We start from the raw sequence: 24452 nt of genomic DNA on the forward strand, positions 1-24452 counted from the left end.
GGTTGACATGTTTAAAGGAAAGGAATAATCTTGAAATTAATTCATACTATTTTTATAGGAATAATAAATATAGTTGCAGGAAGGAGTCCTATGTTCCTACATCGTTAAAAATTAGGAAGGTAAAGGTGATAGTGCAATGAAAAATGTTTTTAAAGGAGCAATTGCTACATTTTTGAGTGTATCAGTATTACTAGCCGGATGTGGTCAAGAGGAAGCGAGTACAAACGAGGCCAGGAACGTCCCGAAAGTAAAAGATGAATTTATTCAGGCAAGCGACAAAGCAAAAAGTCCCGTAAAAGCAAAAGAAAGAAAAGATACTTTTGTAGTTGGAATGCCGAGTCCTGGAGGGATATTCCTTCCGCACTTTATGGAGAATGGATGGGATGGTAATATAACGCAAGCTATCTTTGCACCTCTTGTTGGACTCGATAAGGAAGGAAAACCAATTCCAATTTTAGCGAAGAAGTGGGATATTTCGGAGGATCAGCTTACATACACGTTCTATTTGAAAGATGGTTTAAAGTTTAGTGATGGATCACCACTAACTGCAGATGACGTAGCATTTACATTAACGCTATTACACGATCCAACTTATAGTGGAGCGACTGATATAAGTCAAACAGCAATAAAGGGTGGGCAAGCGTATAAAGAAGGAAAGGCAACCTTTATTGAGGGAATTCAAGTCATTGATCCGAAAACAATTACGATTACGACTGAAAAGGTAAATGCTCAAACACTATCATTAATCGGTGGAGAAGTTATATCTAAAGCTTATTACGGGAAAGAGTATAAACAAGGGCACCTAGAGTATTTAAAAGAGTTGTATGGAAAACCGATGGGAGCAGGAGCTTATAAGTTAGATAAATATATTCCTGGTCAAGAGGTTCGATTTGTAGCTAATGAAAATTATTTTGAAGGAAAACCGAAGATTGAGCACTTTATTTATAAAATTTCAAAAGGTGATACAAAGCTACAACAATTTCAAGCCGGGGAAGTAGATTATGATGGTTTTACGACAAACACGGAGACGATTGAACAGTTAAAGGATTTAGGTTTTGCCAATATTAATGTATATACGGGAAGCTCTTATGGTTACATTAAAATGAATTATAAGAAACCATACTTTAAAGATAAGCGTGTCCGCCAAGCATTTATTTACGGATTAGAGCGTCAAAAAGTTATTGATACGTATTTCCAAGGTTATGCTTCACTCGTTAATGTACCGATTACGCCAGTTTCTTGGGCGTATACAGAAGAAGGGATTAATAAATATGAGTATAACTTAGAGAAAGCAAAGAAATTATTGGATGAGGCTGGATGGAAAGCTGGTCCAGATGGAATTCGCGAAAAAGATGGCCAAAAATTGAAGGTAAGTTATTTTGCTTCTTCTGCAAGTAAAATAAATGATGTAATGATCCCGGTGATGAAAGAGGATTATAAAAAGCTTGGTGTAGAGTTTAATCCAGAATATATGGACTTTAATACGATGATTTCAAAAGTGATAAAAGGTGATTATGATTTAGCGATGGTATCTACGCCAATGATTGATGATCCGAGTGGAACGATTGAAGAGTTTGTTTCAACAAGTAAACGAAACTATGATGGATACCATAATCCGAAAGTAGATGAATTAGCGAAGCAGGCACTAGAAACATTAGATATTGAAAAACGAAAAGAAATTTATAAAAAGTTGTACCAGGAGTTAAGTGAAGATCCACCTGTAATCTTCTTAAATAATAGTAAAGTTGTGTCTGCACATCATGCGCGCATTCAAGGATTGCAAGAAGATAACTATAACGGTATTTTGTTAAGTTTACCTAAATTAAAGATAGAATAATAATTTTTGAAAAATTTTAAAAATATTTATTTAGAAAGAATTGACAAAATATAACGGAAGATATAAGCTAATAACCATAAAGTCTACCGGAAAGGTCGGAATAGGATTGTTACCCCTCAAAAACATCTATTTTTTTACGATTAAAACCGACTTTTCCGATTGGCTATAAATGTTGCTGTGGGAGGCATACATAAGGTAATAAGTTCAAAGGGTATCACTATTAAAAAGTTAGGGTGGGGACAATGAAGAAAAAGACAAAAAAATGGGCTGGTGTATTTTCGGTATTACTGAGTAGTTCGCTTGTGTTATCTGCTTGTGGGGGACAGGAAGATACTGCTTCTACGGAACCGGTTAAACAGCAAGATTTGAAAAATATAAAAATTGAAAAGATTGCTGCGAAAGATAAAACGAAAGTGCCAGATAAAGCGAAAAATCGAAAGGATACGTTAGTAGTTGGGATTAATAAACCAGGCGGCGTATTTTTACCATATTTCCAACAAAATGGTTGGGATGGAAATGTCACTTCAGTTATTTTTGCATCTCTTGTATCAACCGATAAACAAGGGAAACCAATTCCAGAATTAGCTGAGAAGTGGGACATTTCTTCTGATCAGTTAACATATACATTCCATTTACGTAAAGATTTAAAATTTAGCGATGGATCACCATTAACAGCGGATGATGTAGCGTTCACATTGACGCTTTTACATGATAAGGCGTATGAGGGTGAAGTAGACATCTCTCAATATGCGGTTAAAGGTGGTAAGGCATATAAAGAAGGAACAGCAACTTCAATTGAAGGCATTCAAGTTGTTGATCCACAAACAATTAAGGTTACGACTGAAAAAGTTAATTCACAAGCTATATTTGTTTTAGGTGGTACTGTGCTATCAAAGGCTTATTACGGAAAAGATTACAAACAAAATACAAGTTTGGATTATTTAAAAGAGTTGTATGGAAAACCGCTAGCTGCGGGTCCATATAAATTTGAAAAGTATATCCCAGGTCAAGAAGTTCGTTTTGTAGCAAATGAAAATTACTATGCGGGTAAACCAAAAATTCAAAACTTCATTTATAAAATTACTTCTGGCGATACGAAACTTCAACTATTCCAAACAGGTGAAGTAGACCATACTGGCTTAGGTACTGGTGACGAAGTTCTTGAACAGGCAAAGGCTTTAGAATTTGCAAATATCCAAATTGAAACAGCACCGTCATTTAGTTATATTTATATGAATAATAATAAGCCGTACTTAAAGGATAAGAAGGTCCGCCAGGCACTTATTTACGGATTAGATCGTAAAAAATATGTTGATACAGCGTTAAAAGGATACGGTACAGTAGCCAATGTACCAATCCATCCGACTTCTTGGGCTTATACGGAAGAAGGTGTTAATAAATATGAGTATGACAAAGAAAAAGCGAAAAAGTTATTAGATGAGGCAGGATGGAAAGTTGGCTCGGATGGAATTCGTGAAAAAGATGGTCAAAAATTAAAGCTTTCTTATTTTGGCCCAAGTTCGGCTAAAGATAGTGATTTATTAATTCCGATTGCGAAAGAGAATTATAAAGAGATAGGTGTAGAGTTTAATCCTGAATTTATGGACTTTAATACGATGCTTTCAAAAGTTAATAAAGGTGATTATGATTTAGCCTCTGTTGCTACACCAATTACAAGTGATCCAAGTGAAACAGTTGGTGAATATTTATCAGGTGCTAATGAGAAGAGTCTTGGTTATAAAAATGCAAAAGTAGATGAGTTAATTCAAAAAGGTATTGAAACTGTAGATATTGAAAAACGTAAACCAATCTATAAAGAACTTTATAAAGAATTAAGTGATGATCCACCAGTAATTTTATTAAACTATCGTAGAACAATTACTGGTTATAACGGGAATATAAAAGGAATTGATCCTGAGAAATACAATAGTATTAGCGCAAATTTACCAGTATTATCATTTGAAAAATAACGAGAAGAATGTGAAAGTAGAAGACATTTTTTCATTCGGTTAGAAATGTGCCGATTTGAAAAAATGTTCTTCTATTTTAAGCATTAGATTGGAGAGAAAAAGGGTGAAAACATATATTGTTCGCAGGTTGCTACAAATGATTCCTACACTGTTTGGAACATCAATTATTATCTTCTTCCTGTTCGCGCTTCTTCCGGGTGATTATATTGATTCAAATCCAAAGATTACACCGGAAAGGGCGGCTGAGCTTAGGGAATTGTATGGATTGAATAAACCAATTGTCGAACGCTATTTTCATTGGTTAGGTAATGCGTTGCAAGGAGACTTTGGTTTTTCGCTTCAATACCAAGAACCTGTAACGTCACTATTAAATAAGTTTATTTGGAATTCGTTTAGTGTGGCAGTTATTGCATTATTTTTCATTTGGCTAATTGCACTTATTATTGGCGTATTCTCGGCGACGAAACAACATTCTTTATTCGATAAACTTGTAACAATTGGTGTTTTTGCAGCAATGTCGTTTCCTTCTTTTTTTATCGGTTTGTTTTTAATTAAAGTGTTTGCAGTTGATTTTAAGTTATTACCGATAGGTGGGATGATTGATGTTGGTAGTAATTCAACAGGGTTTGCTTATGTAATAGAGGTAGCAAAGCATATGATCTTACCAGTATTTATCTTGACTCTTCTAGGTGTAGGTTCATTAACTCGTTATTTTAGAACTAGTATGTTAGAAGTTGTAAGGCAAGATTACATACGAACCGCACGAGCAAAAGGTTTAAAAGAGAAGACCGTTATTTATAAGCATGCATTAAAAAATGCGATTTTACCGGCGATTACTTTATTAGCATTTGAATTACCAGGTTTATTTTCAGGAGCGATTATTATTGAACAAATCTTTAACTGGCCAGGTATTGGTAACATTCAATTAGAGGCACTTAATTTCCGTGATTATACAGTATTAATGGCATTTACGATGTTTCTTTCTTGTTTAACAATTGTTTCAAACTTTTTAGCGGACATTGTATATGCAGTTGTTGATCCACGTATTCGGTTGAAGTAAGGAGGGGAATGGGATGGAAACTATTACAGTGATTACAGAAAAAAAGGAGAAAAAGAGAAGAAAAAATGAATCATCACCGTGGCGACAAGCTCTTAAAAAAATAAAGAAAAATAAGATGGCACTAGTAGGATTGTATGCATTAATTTTTATGTTTTTATTTTGTTTTATAGGACCATTTTTTTCGCCGTATGCATCAGGAAAAATACAAGTTACGTTAATTAACAAACCACCTAGTTTTTCTCATTGGCTCGGTACAGATCAATTGGGAAGAGATATTTTAACGAGGCTTATGCAAGCAGGACGAATCTCATTAACGATTGGCCTGGCTTCTATGGTTTTATCAGTGATATTAGGAGCTGTATTAGGGGCTATTGCAGGATTTTATCGCGGCATCGTTGATAATATTATTATGCGTCTTGCCGATATTTTAATGTCGATGCCAGGATTACCGTTACTTATTATAATGGGAGCGATTTTATCAGAGTGGAAAGTACCATCTGATTATCGTCTATATGTCATTATGATTATTTTAAGTTTAGTAGGTTGGCCGGGGCTTGCGCGTCTTGTAAGAGGTCAAATTTTATCACTTAGAGAGCAAGCGTTTATGCAAGCTGCTGATGTGTTAGGGATAAAAGATTACCGGAAAATTATCTATCACTTAATTCCTAATGTTTTACCAATATTAATTGTTGTATCCACATTAGGCGTTGCAGGTTCTATTTTAGGAGAGTCCGCACTAAGCTACTTAGGTCTCGGCGTTGTCCCACCTACACCATCATGGGGGAATATGATTAGTGCAGCGAACTCATTAATTGATTTTCAAAAGCGCCCATGGTTATGGATTCCGCCTGGTTTTGCAATCTTTATAACAGTTGTATCCATTAATTTACTTGGTGATGCACTTCGTGATGCGTTAGATCCAAAGATGAGACGGTAGGTGAGGGAATATGAGTAAAGCAGTAGTAGAGCTAAAAGATTTACAAACACACTTTCAGACAGAAGAAGGAACAGTAAAAGCTGTGAATCATGTTAGTTTTTCTGTTCGAGAAGGTGAAACTGTTTGTGTTGTAGGTGAATCTGGTTGCGGGAAAAGTGTAACGGCTTTATCTATTATGGGACTTATTGCTGAATCAGGTAGTGTAGTAGGTGGAGATATTTTATATGAAGGAAAAAGTCTTTTAGGAATGAAAGAGAAAGAGCTTCGTAGTTTACGAGGGAATGATATTGCGATGATTTTCCAAGAACCGATGACATCGCTAAATCCAGTCTTTACTGTAGGGGAACAAATTGTAGAGACGTTAAGGGAGCATGAATTACTTAGTAAAAATGAAGCATATAAGAAGGCAATTGAGTTAATTCGTAAAGTCGGTATAGCTCGCGCGGATGAAATCGTCCATTCTTATCCACACGAACTGAGCGGTGGTATGTTACAACGTATTATGATTGCTGTTGCACTTAGTTGTAATCCGAAGTTATTAATTGCTGATGAACCGACAACGGCTCTTGATGTTACGATTCAAGCTCAAATATTAGATTTATTAAGGCAAATAAAAAAGGAATTTAAAACATCCATTTTATTAATTACACATGACTTAGGTGTCGTAGCGGAAATGGCTGATTATGTTGTCGTTATGTATGGCGGGAAAGTTATTGAAGAAGCACCGGTACTAGAAATATTCCAAAATCCGAAACACCCGTATACGAAAGGTTTGTTAAAATCAAAACCAGTGATGGGAAAACGAATAGATAAACTATATTCTATTCCAGGGCAAGTTCCTAATTTAGTTGGTTTGGATGAGTTTTGCTACTTTAGCGGCCGTTGTGAGCATTGTATGGAAATATGTAAAGAAGAAGCGCCAAGTTTGAATGTACATGATGAGAATCATAAAGTTGCTTGCTGGTTATATGAGGAGCGTGCGAAACAATGAGTGAACCATTATTAGAAGTAAAAAACTTAAAAACATATTTTCCAATTAAAGGCGGCATATTTAGTAGAACGGTTGGACATGTAAAAGCAGTTGATGGAGTAAGTTTTACTATTAATAAAGGTGAAGTATTCGGCCTCGTTGGTGAATCGGGAAGCGGAAAAACAACGATAGGAAAAACAATTTTACGTCTCGTCCAAAAAACGGAAGGGGAAGTGAAGTTTAAAGGGCAAGATGTTCACTCTTTATCTAAGGAAGAATTGAGAAAACATCGTCCTAATATGCAACTTGTCTTCCAAGATCCATTTAGCTCATTAAATCCGAGAATGAGAATTGGGGAAGCGCTTGGTGAACCGATGTTAGCTCACGGATTAGCGACGAAAGAAAATGTTCGTGAAAAAGTGACAGAAGTATTAGAGTTATGTGGCTTAGCCCCATATCATATTGATCGGTACCCTCATGAATTTTCGGGTGGACAACGCCAACGTATCGTTATTGCAAGAGCTATGGTATTAAACCCAGAATTTATTGTAGCTGACGAACCTGTGGCAGCATTAGATGTATCTATTCAAGCACAGATCATTAATTTATTTAGTGAGCTACAGGAGAAAAAGGGATTATCTTATTTGTTCATTTCACATGATTTAAGCGTAGTAGAGCACTTATGTACGAAGATTGGAATTATGTATTTAGGAACGATTGTGGAAACAGCGCCGCGTGATGAGTTATTTACGAATCCACTTCATCCGTATACGAAAGCATTGTTATCCGCTGTTCCAATACCAGATCCAACAGTGAAGCGAGAGAGAATCATACTAGAGGGTGACATTCCAAGTCCAGCGAATCCACCTTCGGGGTGTCGTTTTCATACACGTTGCCCGTTTGCAACAGATATTTGTAAACAAACGGTACCTGAATTTCGTAATGTTGGTGAGGAGCATTTTGTTGCTTGTCATCATGTATAAAAGAAAAAGACTCTTTCAAATAGAAAGAGTCCTTTTTTTATTTACTAGATGAAGTTTGTTTCAATACAAATTGTTCGATTGCATGAGCAACACCATGTTCATTGTTTGTTAATGTTACAACATCACATAGTTTTTTTACATCTTCTTCAGCGTTTCCCATTGCAACTGATAAACCAGCTGCTTCTAACATGGGTACATCGTTAAAATTGTCACCGATAGCAACTGTATCTTCAATTGGTATATTAAAATGGGCTGCCATTTGTTTCAGTCCATTTCCTTTATGTCCATTCTTGTCCATAATTTCTAAATTAGTAGGAGCAGATGCTGTAACCATAATATCAGTATCTTCTTGTAACATACTTAATAGCTGTGCGCGATGCCCTGCGTTAAATGTCAAAATAAAGAATTTAGATATTTCTAATTCTGGATTATTTACAACATCTTCTATTTTTTGGAAATCAGTAATTAAGTTTGATTTCTTTTGTTTTTCTGTAATTCTTTCAAGTTCCTCAAGCGTAACATCTAGTGCATGCTTATTTTCTTCGAACGCTTGCATAACTTGATCTTGCCATGTATATGGAGAATAAACTCCTTTATTTGTATATAGCTTATAAGGAAAGCCTTCAGATTCTAGTAATTTTGCAAGTTTGTACACTTTGTCGTTTTGTATACAACGCGAGTTAATTACTTCTCCATCCACATAAACAATTGCCCCATTGCTTGCTCCAACTGGAAGAGATAGTTTATACTCTTCCAATAATTTCAAAGCATCCTCTTTTGCACGGCCAGAACAAATCATGACAATATGACCAGCCTCTTTTGCAGTTTGGATAGCTTGTAAGTTCTCTTTGGAGATTTCAAGATTAGATGATAGTAGTGTACCATCCATATCTAATGCGATTAATTTCAAAATGACCACCTCTTTGTTCTTATTATACATAGTTATATAAAGGAAACATATAAACTTATCTTGGAAAGATTGTATTTTATCTCTCATGAACTATCAGTAAGAATTTGATAGATTCCACTTTATTAATGAAAGATTTATCTTACTTTGTAACAAAAGTAGAGGTAGGTATAGGGATGTTTCGTTATATGACTGTAATATTACATGAATGTTACAAATATGGATTTAGTAGAAAATGCATTAAATCAAGGTTTTTGAAGGTGTTTATAAAAAAACGTAAAAAAAGTGTAATAAAATTTACGTAATTATATTGCAACGTAACAATAGTTATGTTACATTAATGTTACAAACGTTACGTTATTAAATTTAATGTAACGTCAACATAAAAACTATGAAATAAACATTTCTTAGAAATTACATATAGATAACTTATTAAAAAGGAGGATACATAATATGAAAGAGCAAGTATTACAAGTAACAAAAGGTGACTTCGTAGGATCAGCAAGTGGAGCAGTAGTATTAACAGCATTAATCGTATTCTTATCAAGCGTATTAGTATAATAGAAGTTTTGTAAAAAGAAAAAGAGAGGAGAATGCAAAATGAAAGAGCAAGTATTACAAGTAACAAAAGGTGACTTCGTAGGATCAGCAAGTGGAGCAGTAGTATTAACAGCGTTAATCGTATTCCTATCAAGCGTATTAGTATAATAGAAGTTTTGTAACAAAGGAAAAAAGAAGGGAGAATGCAAAATGAGAGAGCAAGTATTACAAGTAACAAAAGGTGACTTCGTAGGATCAGCAAGTGGAGCAGTAGTATTAACAGCATTAATCGTATTCTTATCAAGCGTATTAGTATAATAGAGGTTTTGTAAAAAGAAAAAGAGAGGAGAATGCAAAATGAAAGAGCAAGTATTACAAGTAACAAAAGGTGACTTCGTAGGATCAGCAAGTGGAGCGGTAGTATTAACAGCATTAATCGTATTTCTATCAAGTGTATTAGTATAATAGAAGTTTTACATTATACAAAATGAAAGGAGAATGAGGAATATGAACGGTGAGCAAGTGTTACAAGTAACAAAAACAGATTTATTAGGATCATTAGGTGGAGCAGTAGTATTAACATCATTTATTCTATTCCTTGCAAAAGTATTAGTATGAGACATATAAATACAATCATTCAAAAAAAATAAAGACTCTAGCATATTAGTAAGTAATTAATATGTTGGAGTCTTTTTTATTTTTCTTCTATATATCCCTTCAAGTATGAATAGCCCCCTTTATTTTAAAGAGAAAAAAGTCGAATTTTATATGTAAGAAAAAAAGAGGAATTTGACAGAAAAGATAGAAAATTTTAAAGGTCAGAATTTGTTAGCTTGCTAACTAATTTCTATCAATTGATGTTGGAAGCGTTTTCGGTTGGTTTTAAGTATGAACCATTTAATCTATTTACAGGGGGATGAGGATTTTATGAAACAAAAATCTATGGATACGCTAGCTGCACAAATGGAGGACTTTTTTCCAGTACGTGATGTAGATCATTTGGAATTTTACGTAGGAAATGCAAAGCAATCAAGTTACTATCTTGCGAGAGCATTCGGATTCAAAATTGTGGCTTACTCTGGATTAGAAACTGGTAATCGTGAAAAAGTATCTTATGTTCTTGTGCAAAAAAATATGCGTTTCGTTGTGTCTGGGGCTTTAAGTAGTGACAATCGTATTGCAGAGTTTGTAAAGACTCATGGTGATGGCGTGAAAGATGTGGCATTACTTGTTGACGATGTTGATAAAGCATACTCAGAAGCGGTGAAACGTGGTGCCGTCGCAATTGCTCCGCCTGTAGAGTTAACAGATGAGAACGGTACATTGAAAAAAGCAGTTATTGGTACGTATGGTGATACAATTCATACGCTTGTAGAGCGTAAAAATTATAAAGGGACATTTATGCCAGGATTCCAAAAGGCTGAGTTTGATATTCCATTTGAAGAGTCAGGTTTAATTGCTGTAGACCATGTAGTTGGTAATGTTGAAAAGATGGAAGAGTGGGTTAGTTATTACGAGAACGTTATGGGCTTTAAACAAATGATCCATTTTGATGATGATGATATTAGTACAGAGTATTCAGCATTAATGTCGAAGGTTATGACAAATGGAAGTCGTATTAAGTTCCCTATTAACGAGCCAGCGGATGGAAAGAGAAAATCACAAATTCAAGAATATCTAGAGTTCTATAATGGAGCAGGTGTACAGCATCTTGCTTTACTAACAAATGACATTGTTAAAACAGTAGAAGCGCTACGTGCAAATGGTGTGGAGTTTTTAGATACACCAGATACTTATTATGATGAATTAACTGCACGAGTTGGAAAAATTGATGAGGAAATTGATAAGTTGAAAGAATTAAAGATTTTAGTAGATCGCGATGATGAAGGATACTTACTACAAATCTTTACGAAACCAATTGTAGATCGTCCAACTTTATTTATTGAAATCATTCAGCGTAAAGGTTCTCGTGGATTTGGAGAAGGAAACTTTAAAGCGTTATTCGAATCAATTGAAAGAGAACAAGAGCGTCGCGGGAATTTATAAAATTTATATCCACCAGCAATCATTCTTTTGCTGGTGGAAATTTCATTTTCATAAGGAGGAATTAGGATGAAATTCGTTACATTTCGTCTTCCTTCAAAAGAAATGCGAGCTGGATGGCTTGAAGGTGACAAAGTAATCGATATGAATCTTGCTAGTGGTGGAAAATTACCTTCTTCTATGTTCGCCTTTTTAGAGAAAGCGGATGAGTATGTAGAAGTGTTGCGTAATATTAATAATCCGGAAAAGGGCATATATTCTTTAGAGGAAGTGCAATTAGCAGCAGCGATTCCTAATCCGAGTAGTATTAGGGATTTTTATGCATTTGAACAGCACGTAAAAACGGCACGTAGCCGAAGAGGGTTAGATGTTGTACCTGAATGGTACGATATCCCGGTTTTTTATTTTACGAACCATCGTGCTGTAATTGGTCCAGATGATGTTGTAATTAGTCCGAAGAAATCTAAAAAACTTGATTATGAGTTAGAGATTGCTTGCGTAATTGGGAAAGAAGGAAGAAATATTTCTCGTGAGCAAGCAGAGGAATACATTTTTGGTTATTGTATTATGAATGATTGGAGTGCAAGGGACTTACAAGCAACAGAAATGAAGGTAGGACTTGGTCCAGCGAAAGGAAAAGATTTTGCAACTTCATTAGGAGCGTACCTTGTTACGAAAGAGGAACTAGATATTTATCGTAATGGTGACCGTTATGAGTTAGAGATGACTGCTCATGTAAATGGAAAGCTATTATCAAAAGGGAACTTTCGAGATATTTACTATACATTTGCTGAAATGATTGAACGTGCTTCGGAAGATGTTACGTTATATCCAGGCGATGTGATTGGTTCTGGAACAGTAGGAACAGGTTGTATTTTAGAACTGGGTACAGAAGAGTGGCTGCAAGATGGTGATGTGGTAGAGCTTACGATTACTGGTTTAGGTACATTACGTAATACGGTCAAAAAAGAAAAGGAAGCAGGTGATGAGCATGTTTTATCGTCACATGGGGGAGCTACCTCATAAACGACATGTACAATTCCGTAAAAAAGATGGATCACTTTATCGTGAACAGGTAATGGGAACAAAAGGTTTTTCTGGTACGCAATCTATTTTGTATCATCATTATATGCCAACGGAAGTAGGGCATGCGGCATTATCTCATTCTTGTCAGTTGCAGTATGAAGAAGATGTTGCTCTTTCTCATCGTCACTTTCGCACGAAAGAAAATAAAAAAAGTGGTGATGCAGTAAGCGGAAGAAACTTTATACTTGGGAATGAGGATTTATTAATCGGAGTAGTGAGCCCAACAGAAAAAATGGACTATTTCTACCGTAATGGTGATGGCGATGAAATGTTGTTTGTCCATTACGGAACAGGAAAAATTGAAACGATGTTTGGAACGATTCATTATCGAAAGGGCGATTATGTAACAATTCCAATTGGAACGATCTATCGTGTTATTCCAGATGAAGGAGAGACTAAGTTTCTTGTTGTAGAGGCAAATAGTCAAATTACAACACCGCGTCGCTATCGTAATGAATATGGACAATTGTTAGAGCATAGCCCGTTTTGTGAGAGAGATATTCGTGGTCCTGAAAAATTAGAGACGTATGATGAAAAAGGTGAATTTGTCGTAATGACAAAGTCGAGGGGATATATGCATAAACATGTTTTAGGACATCATCCGTTAGACGTTGTTGGTTGGGATGGTTATTTATATCCGTGGGTCTTTAATGTTGAGGACTTTGAGCCAATCACAGGTCGTATTCATCAGCCACCTCCAGTACATCAAACGTTCGAGGGTCACAATTTTGTTATTTGTTCTTTCGTACCACGTTTATATGACTATCATCCAGAATCTATTCCGGCACCGTATTATCATAGTAACGTGAATAGTGATGAAGTACTGTACTATGTAGAAGGTAACTTTATGAGCCGAAAAGGTGTGGAGGAAGGGTCTATTACACTTCATCCGAGCGGCATTCCTCACGGGCCACATCCTGGGAAAACAGAGGCGAGTATAGGGAAAAAAGAAACGCTTGAATTAGCTGTTATGATAGACACATTCCGTCCGCTTCGTATTGTAAAACAAGCACATGAAACAGAAGATGAAAAATATATGTATAGCTGGATTGAAGAGGGATCATATACTGTGAAATAAGTAAAAAAGGCATGCTCAATAACAGAGCATGCCTTTTTCATGGAATCGACATGTATAATAATACCAAAAAAAGTTATAGAAAGATATATAGAAAGAATGATAAAAATCGTGCATATTCATAAGAGTTTCTACTTATTTCGACAAAAGTATTGACTGGAAAAAGTACTATGAGTAAAATGAAAAAGCGAATTAAAAATTTTCAGAAAATTTAAAACTTGGAGGAGCATGCTATGAAGCAAATTTTTCAAAAGAAGCCTATTGCAAAGTTAATGCAAGAGAGTAAACAAAAGACGTTAGCAAGAACATTGGGCGCACTAGATTTAACGATGCTTGGAATCGGGGCAATTGTTGGAACGGGTATTTTTGTTCTAACGGGCGTGGTAGCAGCGAAACATTCTGGACCAGCTATTATATTATCATTTGCGATAGCCGCGTTAGCATGTGCCTTTGCTGCATTTTGTTATGCTGAATTTGCTTCTTCAGTTCCTGTCTCAGGCAGTGTGTACACGTACACATATGCGACGATGGGAGAAGTATTCGCATTTTTAATTGGATGGGACTTAATGCTTGAGTATTTACTTGCAACCTCTGCTGTGGCAAATGGTTGGTCCGCGTACTTCCAATCTTTATTAAAGGGATTTGGAATTCATATTCCTACCATTCTTTCCTCAGCCCCTGGTACAGGAAAGGGTGGAATAATTGATTTGCCAGCAGTTCTAATTATTTTAGTGATGACGGTTCTTTTATCTAGAGGTGTTCGTGAAAGTGCACGTGTAAATAATATTATGGTATTTATTAAACTAGCGGTTGTTCTTATTTTTATCTTTGCTGGTTTTAATTATGTGAAACCTGAAAACTGGACGCCTTTTATGCCATTTGGCTTAGATGGTGTAATGGCTGGAGCTGCTACAGTGTTCTTTGCATTTATAGGGTTTGATGCAGTTTCAACGGCAGCAGAAGAAGTGAAACGTCCACAACGTGATTTACCAATTGGTATTATTGCATCTTTATTAATTTGTACGGCTCTTTATATTATCGTTTCGCTTATTTTGACAGGAATTGTTCCATACGGGCAGTTGAATATATCAGATCCAGTCGCTTTTGCACTTCAATTTATTGGACAAGATAGTTTAGCGGGAGTAATTTCAGTAGGCGCAATTACAGGAATCACAACAGTAATGTTAGTTATGATGTATGGGCAAGTACGAGTTTCATATGCAATGAGTAGAGATGGATTATTGCCGAAACGTCTTGCTAAAGTTCACCCGAAATTTAAAACACCGTTTTTAAATACGTGGACAACGGGAATTATTGCAGCACTTATTTCAGGATTAATAGATTTAAATGTGTTAGCGCATCTTGTAAATATGGGGACTTTATCAGCCTTTGCACTTGTAGCTGTTGCTGTTATTGTAATGAGAAGAACGCATCCTGATTTACCAAGAGCATTTAAGGCGCCGCTTGTACCATTTTTACCAGCGTTAACGGTAATTTTTTGTTTATACTTAATGCTTCAATTATCCGGGACGGCTTGGATTAGTTTTGGTGTATGGATGATTATCGGTATTGCGGTTTACTTCTTATATAGCCGAAAACATAGTGCTTTAAATAATAGTAAAGAAGAAGACGACGCAGCCAATTTATAAGTAGAAAAATCCATTCTAATTCTGTTAGAATGGATTTTTAATTTTGAAAATTTACATTCTTCTGAACTTGTTATAAGATAATTATTGTTGAACAAAAGGGGTGAAATAATGAAAAATACGTGGCGTGAGTTAAGGGAGATGGACCGTAACGTATGGATTCGGTTTATTGGTGAGACGTTAAATGGAATTGCAATGATGATGTTGATGCCTTTTTTTGCATTATATTTAAAAGATAAGGTAGATTCATTATTACAGGTCGGAGTGATTATGGCACTGTCTCCAATTGCTGCAAGCTTTGGATCAATTATAGGGGGAAGAATTGCTGATATATATGGAAGAAAACCGATTATGATATTTTCGATGGCGAGCAATGCAGTATTCATGCTCGGTTTTTTATTTATAGAAGGATTTATTCCATATGCGATTTTATCTGTTTTTTTAGGATTAAGTAATTCGTTATTTCATCCAGCTGCATCAGCGATGGTTGCGGATGTAACGGCGCCAGAAAAAAGAACAGAAGCATATGGTTTATTGCGAATGGGGCACAATATAGGTGCTGCAATTGGTCCGATAATGGGGGCTTCAGTAGTTATGTTATCGAAGAACCTTGTGTTTATTATTGCCGCATCTACGATGTTATTTTATGCATTGCTTGTATTCGTCCTTATTCAAGAGACAATGCCAAAGAGTACGAATAAAGAAGGTGATACAGAAAAAGAATCAGGAGCAGTGTGGAAAATTGTATTGCGAGATAAGGCACTCATGATTTATTTATTAGCAGGTATCATTATTTCGATGGGATTTTCTCAAACAGAAGGCATGTTGCCACTGCACTTTGACAATGAAATGAAAGGTATTTTTGGAACTAACAATCCATATCCATATTTAATGGCTTTAAATGGACTATTAGTTGTGTTGTTCCAATTTCAAATTTCAAAATGGGTCACAGATAAACCTGTTGGAAAGACGATGTTATATGGTGCATGTTTGTTTGGGATTGGGTTATTTTTTATAGGGTGGTTACCGAAGTGGTTTGGAGGACTTGATACAAATGCTACGATTATTTTAATAACGTTACTGTTTATATATGCCATATATACGTTAGGTGAGATGATTATGTCGCCTGTACAGATGACGTTTGTAGCGAATTTGGCTCCTGAGCATTTGAGGGGGACTTATATGGGAGCTGCAAGTTTGCAGTGGATTACAGGAAGTGCATTCGGCCCACTTCTTGGAGGTTTTTTATTAGACCGATTACTTGGCCACTTTTTATTTACAATTTTAGCTGTCGGTTGTGTAGTTGCAGGTATTGTATATATTTCTTTAGACCGTCTCGTTGAACAAAGGCAAAAAAGCACACTAACCAAACAATCTTCTTAATAATTAGATGACATACACAAAAAGGGGATTTCTACATATTTTAGGTAAATAACCAGGTTGGATTGCAATTTTATCCCACTTTAATGGGCAGTAAGACCCCCACCTCAAAATTCAGCGAAAGCAAGGAATTTAGGTGGGGGTCGGGCTGCCCATTAAAGTCCGATTGGTTCAACTAATAATCAGTAGGGGATGAAGCCCCCCACTGATTAAAGTTTCACTTTATATATTTATCAAGAAAGTTAAGTGGAAAAAGTATAGAAAACCAATAAGTGGTGTCATTTAATTATTTGTGGAAGTTGCATTTTATTTCAAATAGGAACTACCTATTTTTATAAAAAGTGCTAAAATAGAAAAATGAAAACAATTGGTTAGGGTGATTTCAGTGACAAAAATTAAATTAGGTTTATTATATGGTGGAAAATCAGCTGAGCATCAAGTTTCGCTACAAACGGCTCTTGCTGCTATTAAAGCATTAAATCAAGATAAATTCGAGATTCATCCAATTTATATTACAGAACAAGGTCAATGGGTACGCGGTGAGCGTATTGAAGGTGAAGTAACAGATGTTGAAGTTCTAAAAATGAGCGGTGCAGAAAATGCGATTTCTCCGCTATCATTAAGCACAGAAATCATTCCATCTGCAAATGCTGAGGAAAATGCTATCGACGTTATTTTCCCATTACTACATGGACCAAATGGTGAAGATGGAACGGTACAAGGATTATTAGAATTAATGAATATTCCTTATGTAGGAAATGGTGTTCTAGCATCTGCTGCTGGTATGGATAAGGTTGTTATGAAAAACATTTTCGCAGAAGCTGGATTAAAACAAGCGAAATATGCATCATTCATTCGTAGCGGATGGGAAAAAGATCGTGAAACAGCATATGAAAAAGTAGAAGAAGTATTAGGATACCCTTGCTTCGTAAAACCAGCAAACCTTGGTTCAAGTGTTGGGATTAATAAGTGTAAAAATCGTGAAGAACTTGAGAATGCATTTGAAGAGGCATTCCAATTTGACCGTAAAATTATTGTGGAAGAAAATATCGTTGGACGTGAAGTAGAAGTTGGTGTACTAGGTAATGATGAACCGAAATGTTCAGTTGTAGGTGAAATCGTACCTAAAAAAGACTTCTATGATTATAAGTCGAAATACATCGATGGTGATACAGCGTTAATTATTCCAGCTGAAATGACAGAAGAAGAGTCTAATGTTATTAAGCGAGATGCGATTGTTGCATTCCAATCGTTAGATGGTGCTGGCTTAACGCGAGCTGATTTCTTCTTAACGAAAGATGGAGAAGTATACATTAACGAAGTGAATACGATGCCAGGATTTACGCCGTTTAGTATGTTCCCTCTACTATGGCAACATACTGGATTACCGTATCCGGAATTAATTGAAGAGCTAATTCGTTTAGCAATGGAGCGTCACGAAGAAAAACAAAAAATTAAATATACAATCTAACAAAAAAAAGGAGGAGGCACTATTCGAAGGAATAGTGCTTCCTCTATGTAAGGAGTGTTTTTATGATAAATCGAACGTTAAAACAAGTAGAACAAATGACAAATGGTACGGGATTAGCAGAGCAGTATGAGGGAATTACTATACAAGGAGTGTCTATTGATACGAGAAAAATCGAAAAAGGAAACTTATATGTTCCGATTCAAGGTGAACGTTTCGATGGACATGCTTTTGTAGATAAAGCTGTTGAAAATGGAGCTGTGGCGACATTATGGATGAAAGATGTAGCAAATCCACCTGAGAATCTTCCGGTTATTTTTGTAGAAGACACGCTATCAGCATTACAAATGTTAGCAAAAAACTATCGTGACCAATTGGATGTTAAAGTGATTGGTGTGACAGGTAGTAACGGTAAAACATCTACAAAAGATATTGTAACAAGTCTTCTTGCGACTAAATTCAAAGTTCAAAAAACAGAAGGAAACTTCAATAATCATATCGGGCTACCTCTTACTATTTTAAACTTAGAAGAAAATACAGAAGTAGCTGTATTAGAAATGGGAATGTCAAGCCGTGGGGAAATTGAATTCTTATCTAAGTTAGCTCGTCCAAATGCAGCTATCATTACGAACATTGGTGAAGCGCATTTAATGGACTTAGGCTCTCGCGAGGCAATTGCTGAAGCGAAATTAGAAATTGTGACAGGATTACAAGAAGGTGGAGTGTTCGTATATAACGGAGATGAGCCATTATTAACGAATCGTGTTCCTGAAATGAATTTAATAGCTGAAACAGTTACGTTTGGTGATGCTAGAGCAAATGATTACTATCCAACGACTGTAACGTTACAAGCAACTGGGACACACTTTAAAATGAATAGAGAAGAAAACATTTCATTCTATCTACCGGTATTAGGGAAACACAATGTGTATAATACGCTTGCTTCTATGGCAATTGCGAAACATTTTGGTGTAACGTGGGAAGAGATGAAAGAAGGTTTAGTAACACTTCAAATGACAGGCATGCGTATGGAAATTGTAAAAACAAATAGTGGATTAACAATTATCAACGATGCTTATAATGCAAGTCCAACAGCTATGGAAGCAGCATTCCACCTAATGAATGGTTTAGATGGATTCTCTAAAAAAATTGTTGTTCTCGGCGATATGTTAGAGCTTGGAGATCAAGAAGTACAGTTTCATTATGAGGTAGGTAAATTAATCGATCCAGCAAAAATCTCCTATGTGTTCACATATGGTCAATTAGGAGCTCAAATTGCTGAAGGAGCAAAAATTAATTTCCCTAACGAACGTGTAAAGGCTTATGATAATAAAGAAGAGTTAGTAAAAGAGTTGCAAGCAGTAGTCGATGCGAAAGATGTTGTATTAGTCAAAGCATCTCGCGGTATGAAATTGGAAGAAGTAATTACGATGTTGAAATAATTGGTGTATATAAATAGGGATGATAGCAACGAAAAAAGAAGAAACTTATAATAAGCGCTTACAGTAAATATAAAAAAATAAAAGTGAAGAAAAAAACTCTTAATATGAAAATAAGGTAACAGTTGGGTTTGCTTTTTACACATACAAAACTTATAATTGATAAAGTGTAATAACGTTTAGAAGTATTTTCGTGAAGAATATACGCCCGTTTATATACGTGAGCATTCAGGAAAAGGGCTTTTCCGCAAATTCGGAAAACGCCTTTTTTTAAATGATAAGTATAGGATAGAAAAGGAGAAGTAACATTGACAACATTTCGAGAATTAGGATTAAGTGATTCTTTACTGCAATCTGTTGAAAGTATGGGCTTTGAAGAGGCTACGCCAATTCAAGCTGAAACAATTCCACATGCATTGCAAGGTAAGGATATTATTGGGCAAGCACAAACAGGTACAGGGAAAACAGCAGCATTCGGATTACCACTATTAGATAAAGTGGATACACATAAAGAATCGGTTCAAGGTATTGTTATCGCGCCAACGCGTGAATTAGCAATTCAAGTTGGAGAAGAGCTATACAAAATTGGTAAACATAAACGCGTTCGTATCTTACCAATTTACGGTGGTCAAGATATTAACCGCCAAATTCGTGCTCTAAAAAAACACCCACACATTATTGTTGGTACGCCGGGTCGTATTTTAGATCATATTAACCGTAAAACACTTCGCTTACAAAACGTAGAGACAGTTGTTCTTGACGAAGCGGATGAAATGTTAAACATGGGCTTCATTGAAGATATTGAAGCAATTTTAACAGATGTGCCAGAAACACACCAAACATTACTATTCTCAGCGACAATGCCGGATCCAATCCGTCGTATTGCTGAGCGTTTCATGACTGAGCCTCAACACATTAAAGTAAAAGCAAAAGAAGTAACAATGCCAAACATTCAGCAGTTCTATTTAGAAGTGCAAGAAAAGAAAAAGTTTGATGTATTGACACGCTTATTAGACATTCAATCTCCAGAGCTTGCGATTGTATTCGGTCGTACAAAGCGTCGTGTTGATGAATTATCAGAAGCATTAAATTTACGTGGTTATGCTGCGGAAGGTATCCATGGTGATTTAACTCAGGCGAAACGTATGTCTGTATTACGTAAGTTCAAAGAAGGTTCTATTGAAGTTCTTGTTGCAACAGACGTTGCTGCACGTGGTCTTGATATTTCGGGTGTAACACACGTATACAACTTCGATATTCCACAAGATCCAGAATCATACGTTCACCGTATTGGCCGTACTGGTCGTGCAGGTAAAAAAGGTATTGCAATGCTATTTGTAACACCACGTGAATCTGGACAATTAAAAAATATCGAGCGTACAACAAAACGTAAAATGGACCGCATGGATGCACCAACACTTGACGAGGCACTAGAAGGTCAACAACGTTTAATCGCTGAAAAACTTCAAAACACAATTGAAAATGAAAACTTAGCATACTACAAGCGTATTGCGGAAGAAATGTTAGAAGAGAACGACTCTGTAACAGTAGTAGCTGCTGCTTTAAAAATGATGACAAAAGAGCCAGATACAACTCCAATCGCTTTAACATCAGAACCACCAGTTGTTGCAAGAGGTGGCGGTTCTAAAAAACGCGGCGGTAACGGAGGCGGATACCGTGATGGTAACCGTAATCGTAGTCGTGATGGACGCGGTGGCGATGGTCGTAACCGTGACCGCAATCGCGATGGTCGTAATCGTGACGGTAACCGTGATCGCAATCGTGATGGCGGCAACCGTGGTCGTCGTGGCGAAGGTCAAGGACGCCCAGGATCTTCAAACGGACGCGGCGAAAGAAAACATCATAGCCGTAAGCCACAAGCTTAATAATGAAAAAGAGAATGCCCTTTGCCGGCATTCTCTTTTTTTATTTTTGTAATTGTACATACTACATAATAACTTATGTAGAAATGAGGTGCCGCATGCTTGTAAGGCTTGGCTATGTCGCGATGAGTGTACATTTGAAAAATGCATCTCCATCTCAAACGATGACGTACGCGCAGTTTCAAAAAATAGATGATCGGGAAGCGGCGATTCGTAAACTTGAAAGAATTGCTAATTCGAATTTGGAAAACTGTTTACGATTATTAAAACATAATAAAGGACATGACATATCGTTCTTTCGACTTAGTTCCAAGCTGATTCCTTTAGCGAATCATGAGGAGTTGTTAGATTGGAATTATATTCGCCCTTTAAAAGAAAATTTAAAAGTGCTAGGTGATTACGCTATTCGAATGAATATGCGTATTGATTTTCATCCAGATCATTTTGTTGTACTTAATTCACCCGAGGAGAATATTTTTAAACAATCTGTAAAGACGTTACAGATGCATAGAAAATTATTAAAAGGTATGGGGATTGAACATAAGCAACGATGTGTAATGCATGTTGGTGGCGGATATAAAGATAAAGAGCTTGCATTAGAGCGTTTTATAGAGAATTGGTCTAATGTCCCAAGAGGTATTCAGGAAATGATTATGTTAGAAAATGATGATACAACTTTTACGCTCGAGGACACATTATATTTAGGAGAAAAATTGGACATTCCCGTTGTATTTGATTTACATCACCATATGATGAATCATGATCGAGAAGATTGGCATGAAGATTGGGCGCGTGTCGTACATACGTGGGAATCGTCTTTGTTACCAGTGAAAATGCACATTTCTAGTCCTAGAGAGGGAAAAGACCCGAGAGCACATGCGGACTTTATTGATGTAGATACTTTTTTATCTTTTTTAAAAAAGATAAAGGGAAGTGTTCCGCAAATTGATTGTATGATTGAAGCGAAGATGAAGGATGAGTCTTTATTTCAACTCATGAGGGATTTAAGTGAACAAACAGATGTGGAAATTATCGATGGTGCGAGCTTTTATATTAAATGAGCTCTGCACCATCGAGTTTTTTTATTAATAAAGGGGTGCAAATACCACCAATGATCAATCCTGTTAAATGGCTGATAGGGTTGGCAGAGGGATTGAAGAAAGTGAATAGTAGTAATATACATATCATGATTGAAAAAATAGCGATGTCTCTTGGATTGGAAGAACGATAGCGGCTATACATTAGAAATAACTGTGCACCTAGCAATCCGAAGATACCACCAGATGCCCCGGTATGAATATATTCATGGGGCATAATAAGATAAGAGAAAATATTTCCGAGAATGCCAGAAAGGAAAAAAATAATGATGAAAGAAAAGTGGCCTAGTTGTTTTTCAATAGAAGAGCCAAGGACGAATAAACAAATACTATTAGAAAGAAAATGTGGTAAGTCTACATGTACGAGTAGGGAAGTTATGAGACGCCACCATTCTCCTTTAGCGATATATTCATTAGAAGCTGCCATAGGAAAGAGGAAAAAATCGCCTAATATAATCATGATTAATTGTACGAGAAGTAAAGCGATGACGATTGGTTGTAAGGAAATGCGGGCGGATGGTATTAGCATATTGTGAGTATCACTCCTTTTGCATCAGAAAGATTCTCTGTTATTCTTACAATATGAAAAAAGAAAGCTAAATAGAAGAAGGGGATTTTGAAATGATTGTAGGGATTGGAATCGATATTATTGAATTGAATCGAATTGAAAAAATGATAGATGGAAAGCTTAAATTTATGGAACGTATTTTAACTGAAAGTGAACGTAATGTTGCTAAGGGGCTGAAGGGAAGCCGCCTTACAGAGTTTGTAGCTGGAAGATTTGCAGCGAAAGAGGCGTATTCAAAAGCGGTAGGAACTGGTATTGGGAAAGAAGTGAGTTTTTTAGATGTTGAAGTAAGAAATGATGATAGAGGGAAGCCGATTCTTATTACAAGTACAGAGCATATTGTTCATTTATCAATTAGTCATAGTAAGGAATTTGCTGTTGCTCAAGTTGTTTTAGAAAGCTCGTCACGCTAGTCTGCATATTTTATATCTTTGTCTCATATATTTGTGGTAGCGATAAGGAAGGTACATCTTCCATTCATTTATAGGGGCAAAGGGGCTGAAGTGATGAAAAGGCGTCTGTTTTTAGTTCTTGTCGGTTTATTAACCGTTTTTGTGTTGGCCGGTTGTATGGAAAAGAAACAAGATGATGTTGTGAGAGATTTAGAAGCGAAAGTAAAAGGGTTGAAAAGCTATCAAGCTGAAGCGAAATTATCTATTAAAACAGGGAATGAGCCTCAGGAGTATAAGGTAGAAATATGGCATAAGGAACCTTCTTTTTATCGTGTGAATTTGCAGAATGCGAAAAAAGATCAAAGTCAAATTATTTTAAGGAATGAAGAAGGTGTATTTGTATTAACGCCAGCGCTTAATAAGAGTTTCCGTTTCCAAAGTGATTGGCCGCAAAATAGTAGCCAGGCTTATTTATACGAATCTCTTGTGAGGGATATTTTGCAGGATAAGAAAAACCTTACTTTTGAAAAAACAGATAAGTATTATATCTTTAAAACAAAAACAAACTATCAGCATCAAAACATGTTGCCGAGACAAGAGATTACATTGAAGAAAAGTGATTTAACACCAGTTTCGGTGAAGTTAATGGATAATGATCAAAATGTTCTTGTGAAAGTAGATTTCTCTAAAGTGAAATTTGATGCGAAATTTGATAAAGGTGCATTTGATACGAAACAAAATATGTCTAGAGCGCAAGTAGATGTTCAAACGACAGCGAAAGAAGACAAACCATTTGCTATTTTGTATCCGCGTGATACGCCGCAAGGTATGACTTTGAAAGATGAAAAAGAGTTGAAGACAGACAGTGGCAAGCGTGCGATACTCACATACACTGGAAGTAAGAAATCCTTTACTTTAATACAAGAAAAGGCAAAAGTTGCAGAGGCTTCGTCAGCGATAAGTGTGAGCGGGGAATTGGTTGATCTTGGCTTTACAATTGGAGCATTGACGAAAGACTCTTTAACGTGGTCGCATAACGGAGTAGAATATATGCTCGTGTCTAAAGGTTTAGAGCCGAAGGAGCTGTTAATGGTTGCTCGTTCAGTTACAGAGAAGCAAGTGAAGTAAACTTCTTAGACGTGGTGATATATGTGCACCACGTCTTTTCTTA

The 24452-nt window shown here is 36.1% G+C and carries 24 protein-coding genes; 22 read left to right on the forward strand and 2 right to left on the reverse strand.

The features are described from left to right. The first annotated feature begins 136 nt into the window (after positions 1-136). From ACTFR9_RS25960 to ACTFR9_RS25985, 6 genes are all read left to right on the forward strand, one after another. Positions 137-1837: an ABC transporter substrate-binding protein gene (locus ACTFR9_RS25960; RefSeq protein ID WP_061536079.1), complete on the forward strand. Its 1701-nt coding sequence runs from the start codon at positions 137-139 to the stop codon at positions 1835-1837. Between the two features lie 242 nt (positions 1838-2079). Continuing rightward, the gene (locus ACTFR9_RS25965; RefSeq protein ID WP_061185328.1) at positions 2080-3807 is read left to right on the forward strand and encodes an ABC transporter substrate-binding protein; all 1728 of its coding nucleotides are present in this window, start codon (positions 2080-2082) and stop codon (positions 3805-3807) included. Between the two features lie 103 nt (positions 3808-3910). Further along, positions 3911-4867 (forward strand): ABC transporter permease, encoded by a 957-nt coding sequence (locus ACTFR9_RS25970; RefSeq protein WP_061185329.1) that lies wholly within the window; start codon positions 3911-3913, stop codon positions 4865-4867. Positions 4868-4880: 13 nt separating this feature from the next. Then, positions 4881-5804, forward strand: a complete 924-nt coding sequence (opp4C, locus tag ACTFR9_RS25975; RefSeq protein WP_000447986.1) for an oligopeptide ABC transporter permease — start codon at positions 4881-4883, stop codon at positions 5802-5804. Positions 5805-5814: 10 nt separating this feature from the next. Then, positions 5815-6795, forward strand: coding sequence for an ABC transporter ATP-binding protein (locus ACTFR9_RS25980; protein ID WP_000030784.1), 981 nt, complete (start codon positions 5815-5817; stop codon positions 6793-6795). Continuing rightward, entirely contained in the window at positions 6792-7757 is a 966-nt protein-coding gene (locus ACTFR9_RS25985; RefSeq protein WP_001294512.1) for an ABC transporter ATP-binding protein, read from the forward strand. Before ACTFR9_RS25980 ends, ACTFR9_RS25985 begins: the two co-directional genes overlap by 4 nt. A 37-nt stretch (positions 7758-7794) precedes the next feature. Here the strand turns inward: ACTFR9_RS25985 and ACTFR9_RS25990 are convergent, their stop codons facing one another. Next, entirely contained in the window at positions 7795-8667 is an 873-nt protein-coding gene (locus tag ACTFR9_RS25990) for a Cof-type HAD-IIB family hydrolase (RefSeq protein ID WP_000766404.1), read from the reverse strand. A 450-nt stretch (positions 8668-9117) separates the two neighbouring features. Between ACTFR9_RS25990 and ACTFR9_RS25995 the strand changes: the two genes are divergently transcribed. From ACTFR9_RS25995 to uvsE, 14 genes are all read left to right on the forward strand, one after another. Then, a complete protein-coding gene (locus ACTFR9_RS25995) occupies positions 9118-9225 on the forward strand; it encodes a DUF3948 family protein (RefSeq protein WP_000664237.1) in 108 nt (35 codons plus the stop codon). 39 nt (positions 9226-9264) lie between these two features. After that, positions 9265-9372 carry a DUF3948 family protein gene (locus tag ACTFR9_RS26000; protein WP_000664237.1) on the forward strand — a complete coding sequence of 36 codons (108 nt, stop codon included), beginning with the start codon at positions 9265-9267 and terminating at the stop codon, positions 9370-9372. Positions 9373-9414: 42 nt separating this feature from the next. Beyond that, entirely contained in the window at positions 9415-9522 is a 108-nt protein-coding gene (locus ACTFR9_RS26005) for a DUF3948 family protein (RefSeq protein WP_048520051.1), read from the forward strand. Positions 9523-9561: 39 nt separating this feature from the next. Then, positions 9562-9669: a DUF3948 family protein gene (locus ACTFR9_RS26010; protein WP_000664237.1), complete on the forward strand. Its 108-nt coding sequence runs from the start codon at positions 9562-9564 to the stop codon at positions 9667-9669. 33 nt (positions 9670-9702) lie between these two features. After that, on the forward strand, positions 9703-9822 hold the full coding sequence (locus tag ACTFR9_RS26015) for a DUF3948 family protein (protein WP_001993573.1): 120 nt from the start codon (positions 9703-9705) through the stop codon (positions 9820-9822). A gap of 309 nt (positions 9823-10131) precedes the next feature. Next, a complete protein-coding gene (gene hppD / locus ACTFR9_RS26020; protein ID WP_000810913.1) occupies positions 10132-11250 on the forward strand; it encodes a 4-hydroxyphenylpyruvate dioxygenase in 1119 nt (372 codons plus the stop codon). A gap of 66 nt (positions 11251-11316) precedes the next feature. Then, positions 11317-12273, forward strand: coding sequence for a fumarylacetoacetate hydrolase family protein (locus ACTFR9_RS26025; RefSeq protein WP_000674031.1), 957 nt, complete (start codon positions 11317-11319; stop codon positions 12271-12273). Beyond that, positions 12239-13411, forward strand: a complete 1173-nt coding sequence (locus ACTFR9_RS26030) for a homogentisate 1,2-dioxygenase (RefSeq protein WP_000499916.1) — start codon at positions 12239-12241, stop codon at positions 13409-13411. Before ACTFR9_RS26025 ends, ACTFR9_RS26030 begins: the two co-directional genes overlap by 35 nt. Before the next feature lie 230 nt (positions 13412-13641). After that, the gene (locus ACTFR9_RS26035; protein ID WP_000809368.1) at positions 13642-15057 is read left to right on the forward strand and encodes an amino acid permease; all 1416 of its coding nucleotides are present in this window, start codon (positions 13642-13644) and stop codon (positions 15055-15057) included. A gap of 108 nt (positions 15058-15165) precedes the next feature. Then, on the forward strand, positions 15166-16437 hold the full coding sequence (locus ACTFR9_RS26040; protein ID WP_074543891.1) for an MDR family MFS transporter: 1272 nt from the start codon (positions 15166-15168) through the stop codon (positions 16435-16437). A gap of 382 nt (positions 16438-16819) precedes the next feature. Next, entirely contained in the window at positions 16820-17905 is a 1086-nt protein-coding gene (locus tag ACTFR9_RS26045) for a D-alanine--D-alanine ligase (RefSeq protein ID WP_000161445.1), read from the forward strand. A 62-nt stretch (positions 17906-17967) separates the two neighbouring features. Further along, on the forward strand, positions 17968-19344 hold the full coding sequence (murF, locus tag ACTFR9_RS26050; RefSeq protein ID WP_098487042.1) for a UDP-N-acetylmuramoyl-tripeptide--D-alanyl-D-alanine ligase: 1377 nt from the start codon (positions 17968-17970) through the stop codon (positions 19342-19344). A 305-nt stretch (positions 19345-19649) separates the two neighbouring features. Continuing rightward, on the forward strand, positions 19650-21227 hold the full coding sequence (locus ACTFR9_RS26055; protein WP_000206582.1) for a DEAD/DEAH box helicase: 1578 nt from the start codon (positions 19650-19652) through the stop codon (positions 21225-21227). Between the two features lie 95 nt (positions 21228-21322). Further along, positions 21323-22285, forward strand: a complete 963-nt coding sequence (uvsE, locus tag ACTFR9_RS26060; protein ID WP_000961149.1) for a UV DNA damage repair endonuclease UvsE — start codon at positions 21323-21325, stop codon at positions 22283-22285. Here the strand turns inward: uvsE and ACTFR9_RS26065 are convergent. Next, positions 22278-22850, reverse strand: coding sequence for a rhomboid family intramembrane serine protease (locus ACTFR9_RS26065; protein ID WP_000906924.1), 573 nt, complete (start codon positions 22848-22850; stop codon positions 22278-22280). The genes uvsE and ACTFR9_RS26065 overlap by 8 nt on opposite strands. 92 nt (positions 22851-22942) lie before the next feature. On the opposite strand from ACTFR9_RS26065, the gene acpS reads away from it, so the two are divergent. After that, positions 22943-23302, forward strand: coding sequence for a holo-ACP synthase (gene acpS, locus ACTFR9_RS26070; protein ID WP_000635038.1), 360 nt, complete (start codon positions 22943-22945; stop codon positions 23300-23302). A gap of 156 nt (positions 23303-23458) precedes the next feature. Then, positions 23459-24409, forward strand: coding sequence for a LolA family protein (locus ACTFR9_RS26075; RefSeq protein WP_025991724.1), 951 nt, complete (start codon positions 23459-23461; stop codon positions 24407-24409). Positions 24410-24452: the final 43 nt, after the last annotated feature.

The organism is Bacillus cereus group sp. MYBK222-1, assembly GCF_051916425.1.
Classification (GTDB): Bacteria; Bacillota; Bacilli; order Bacillales; family Bacillaceae_G; genus Bacillus_A; species Bacillus_A paranthracis.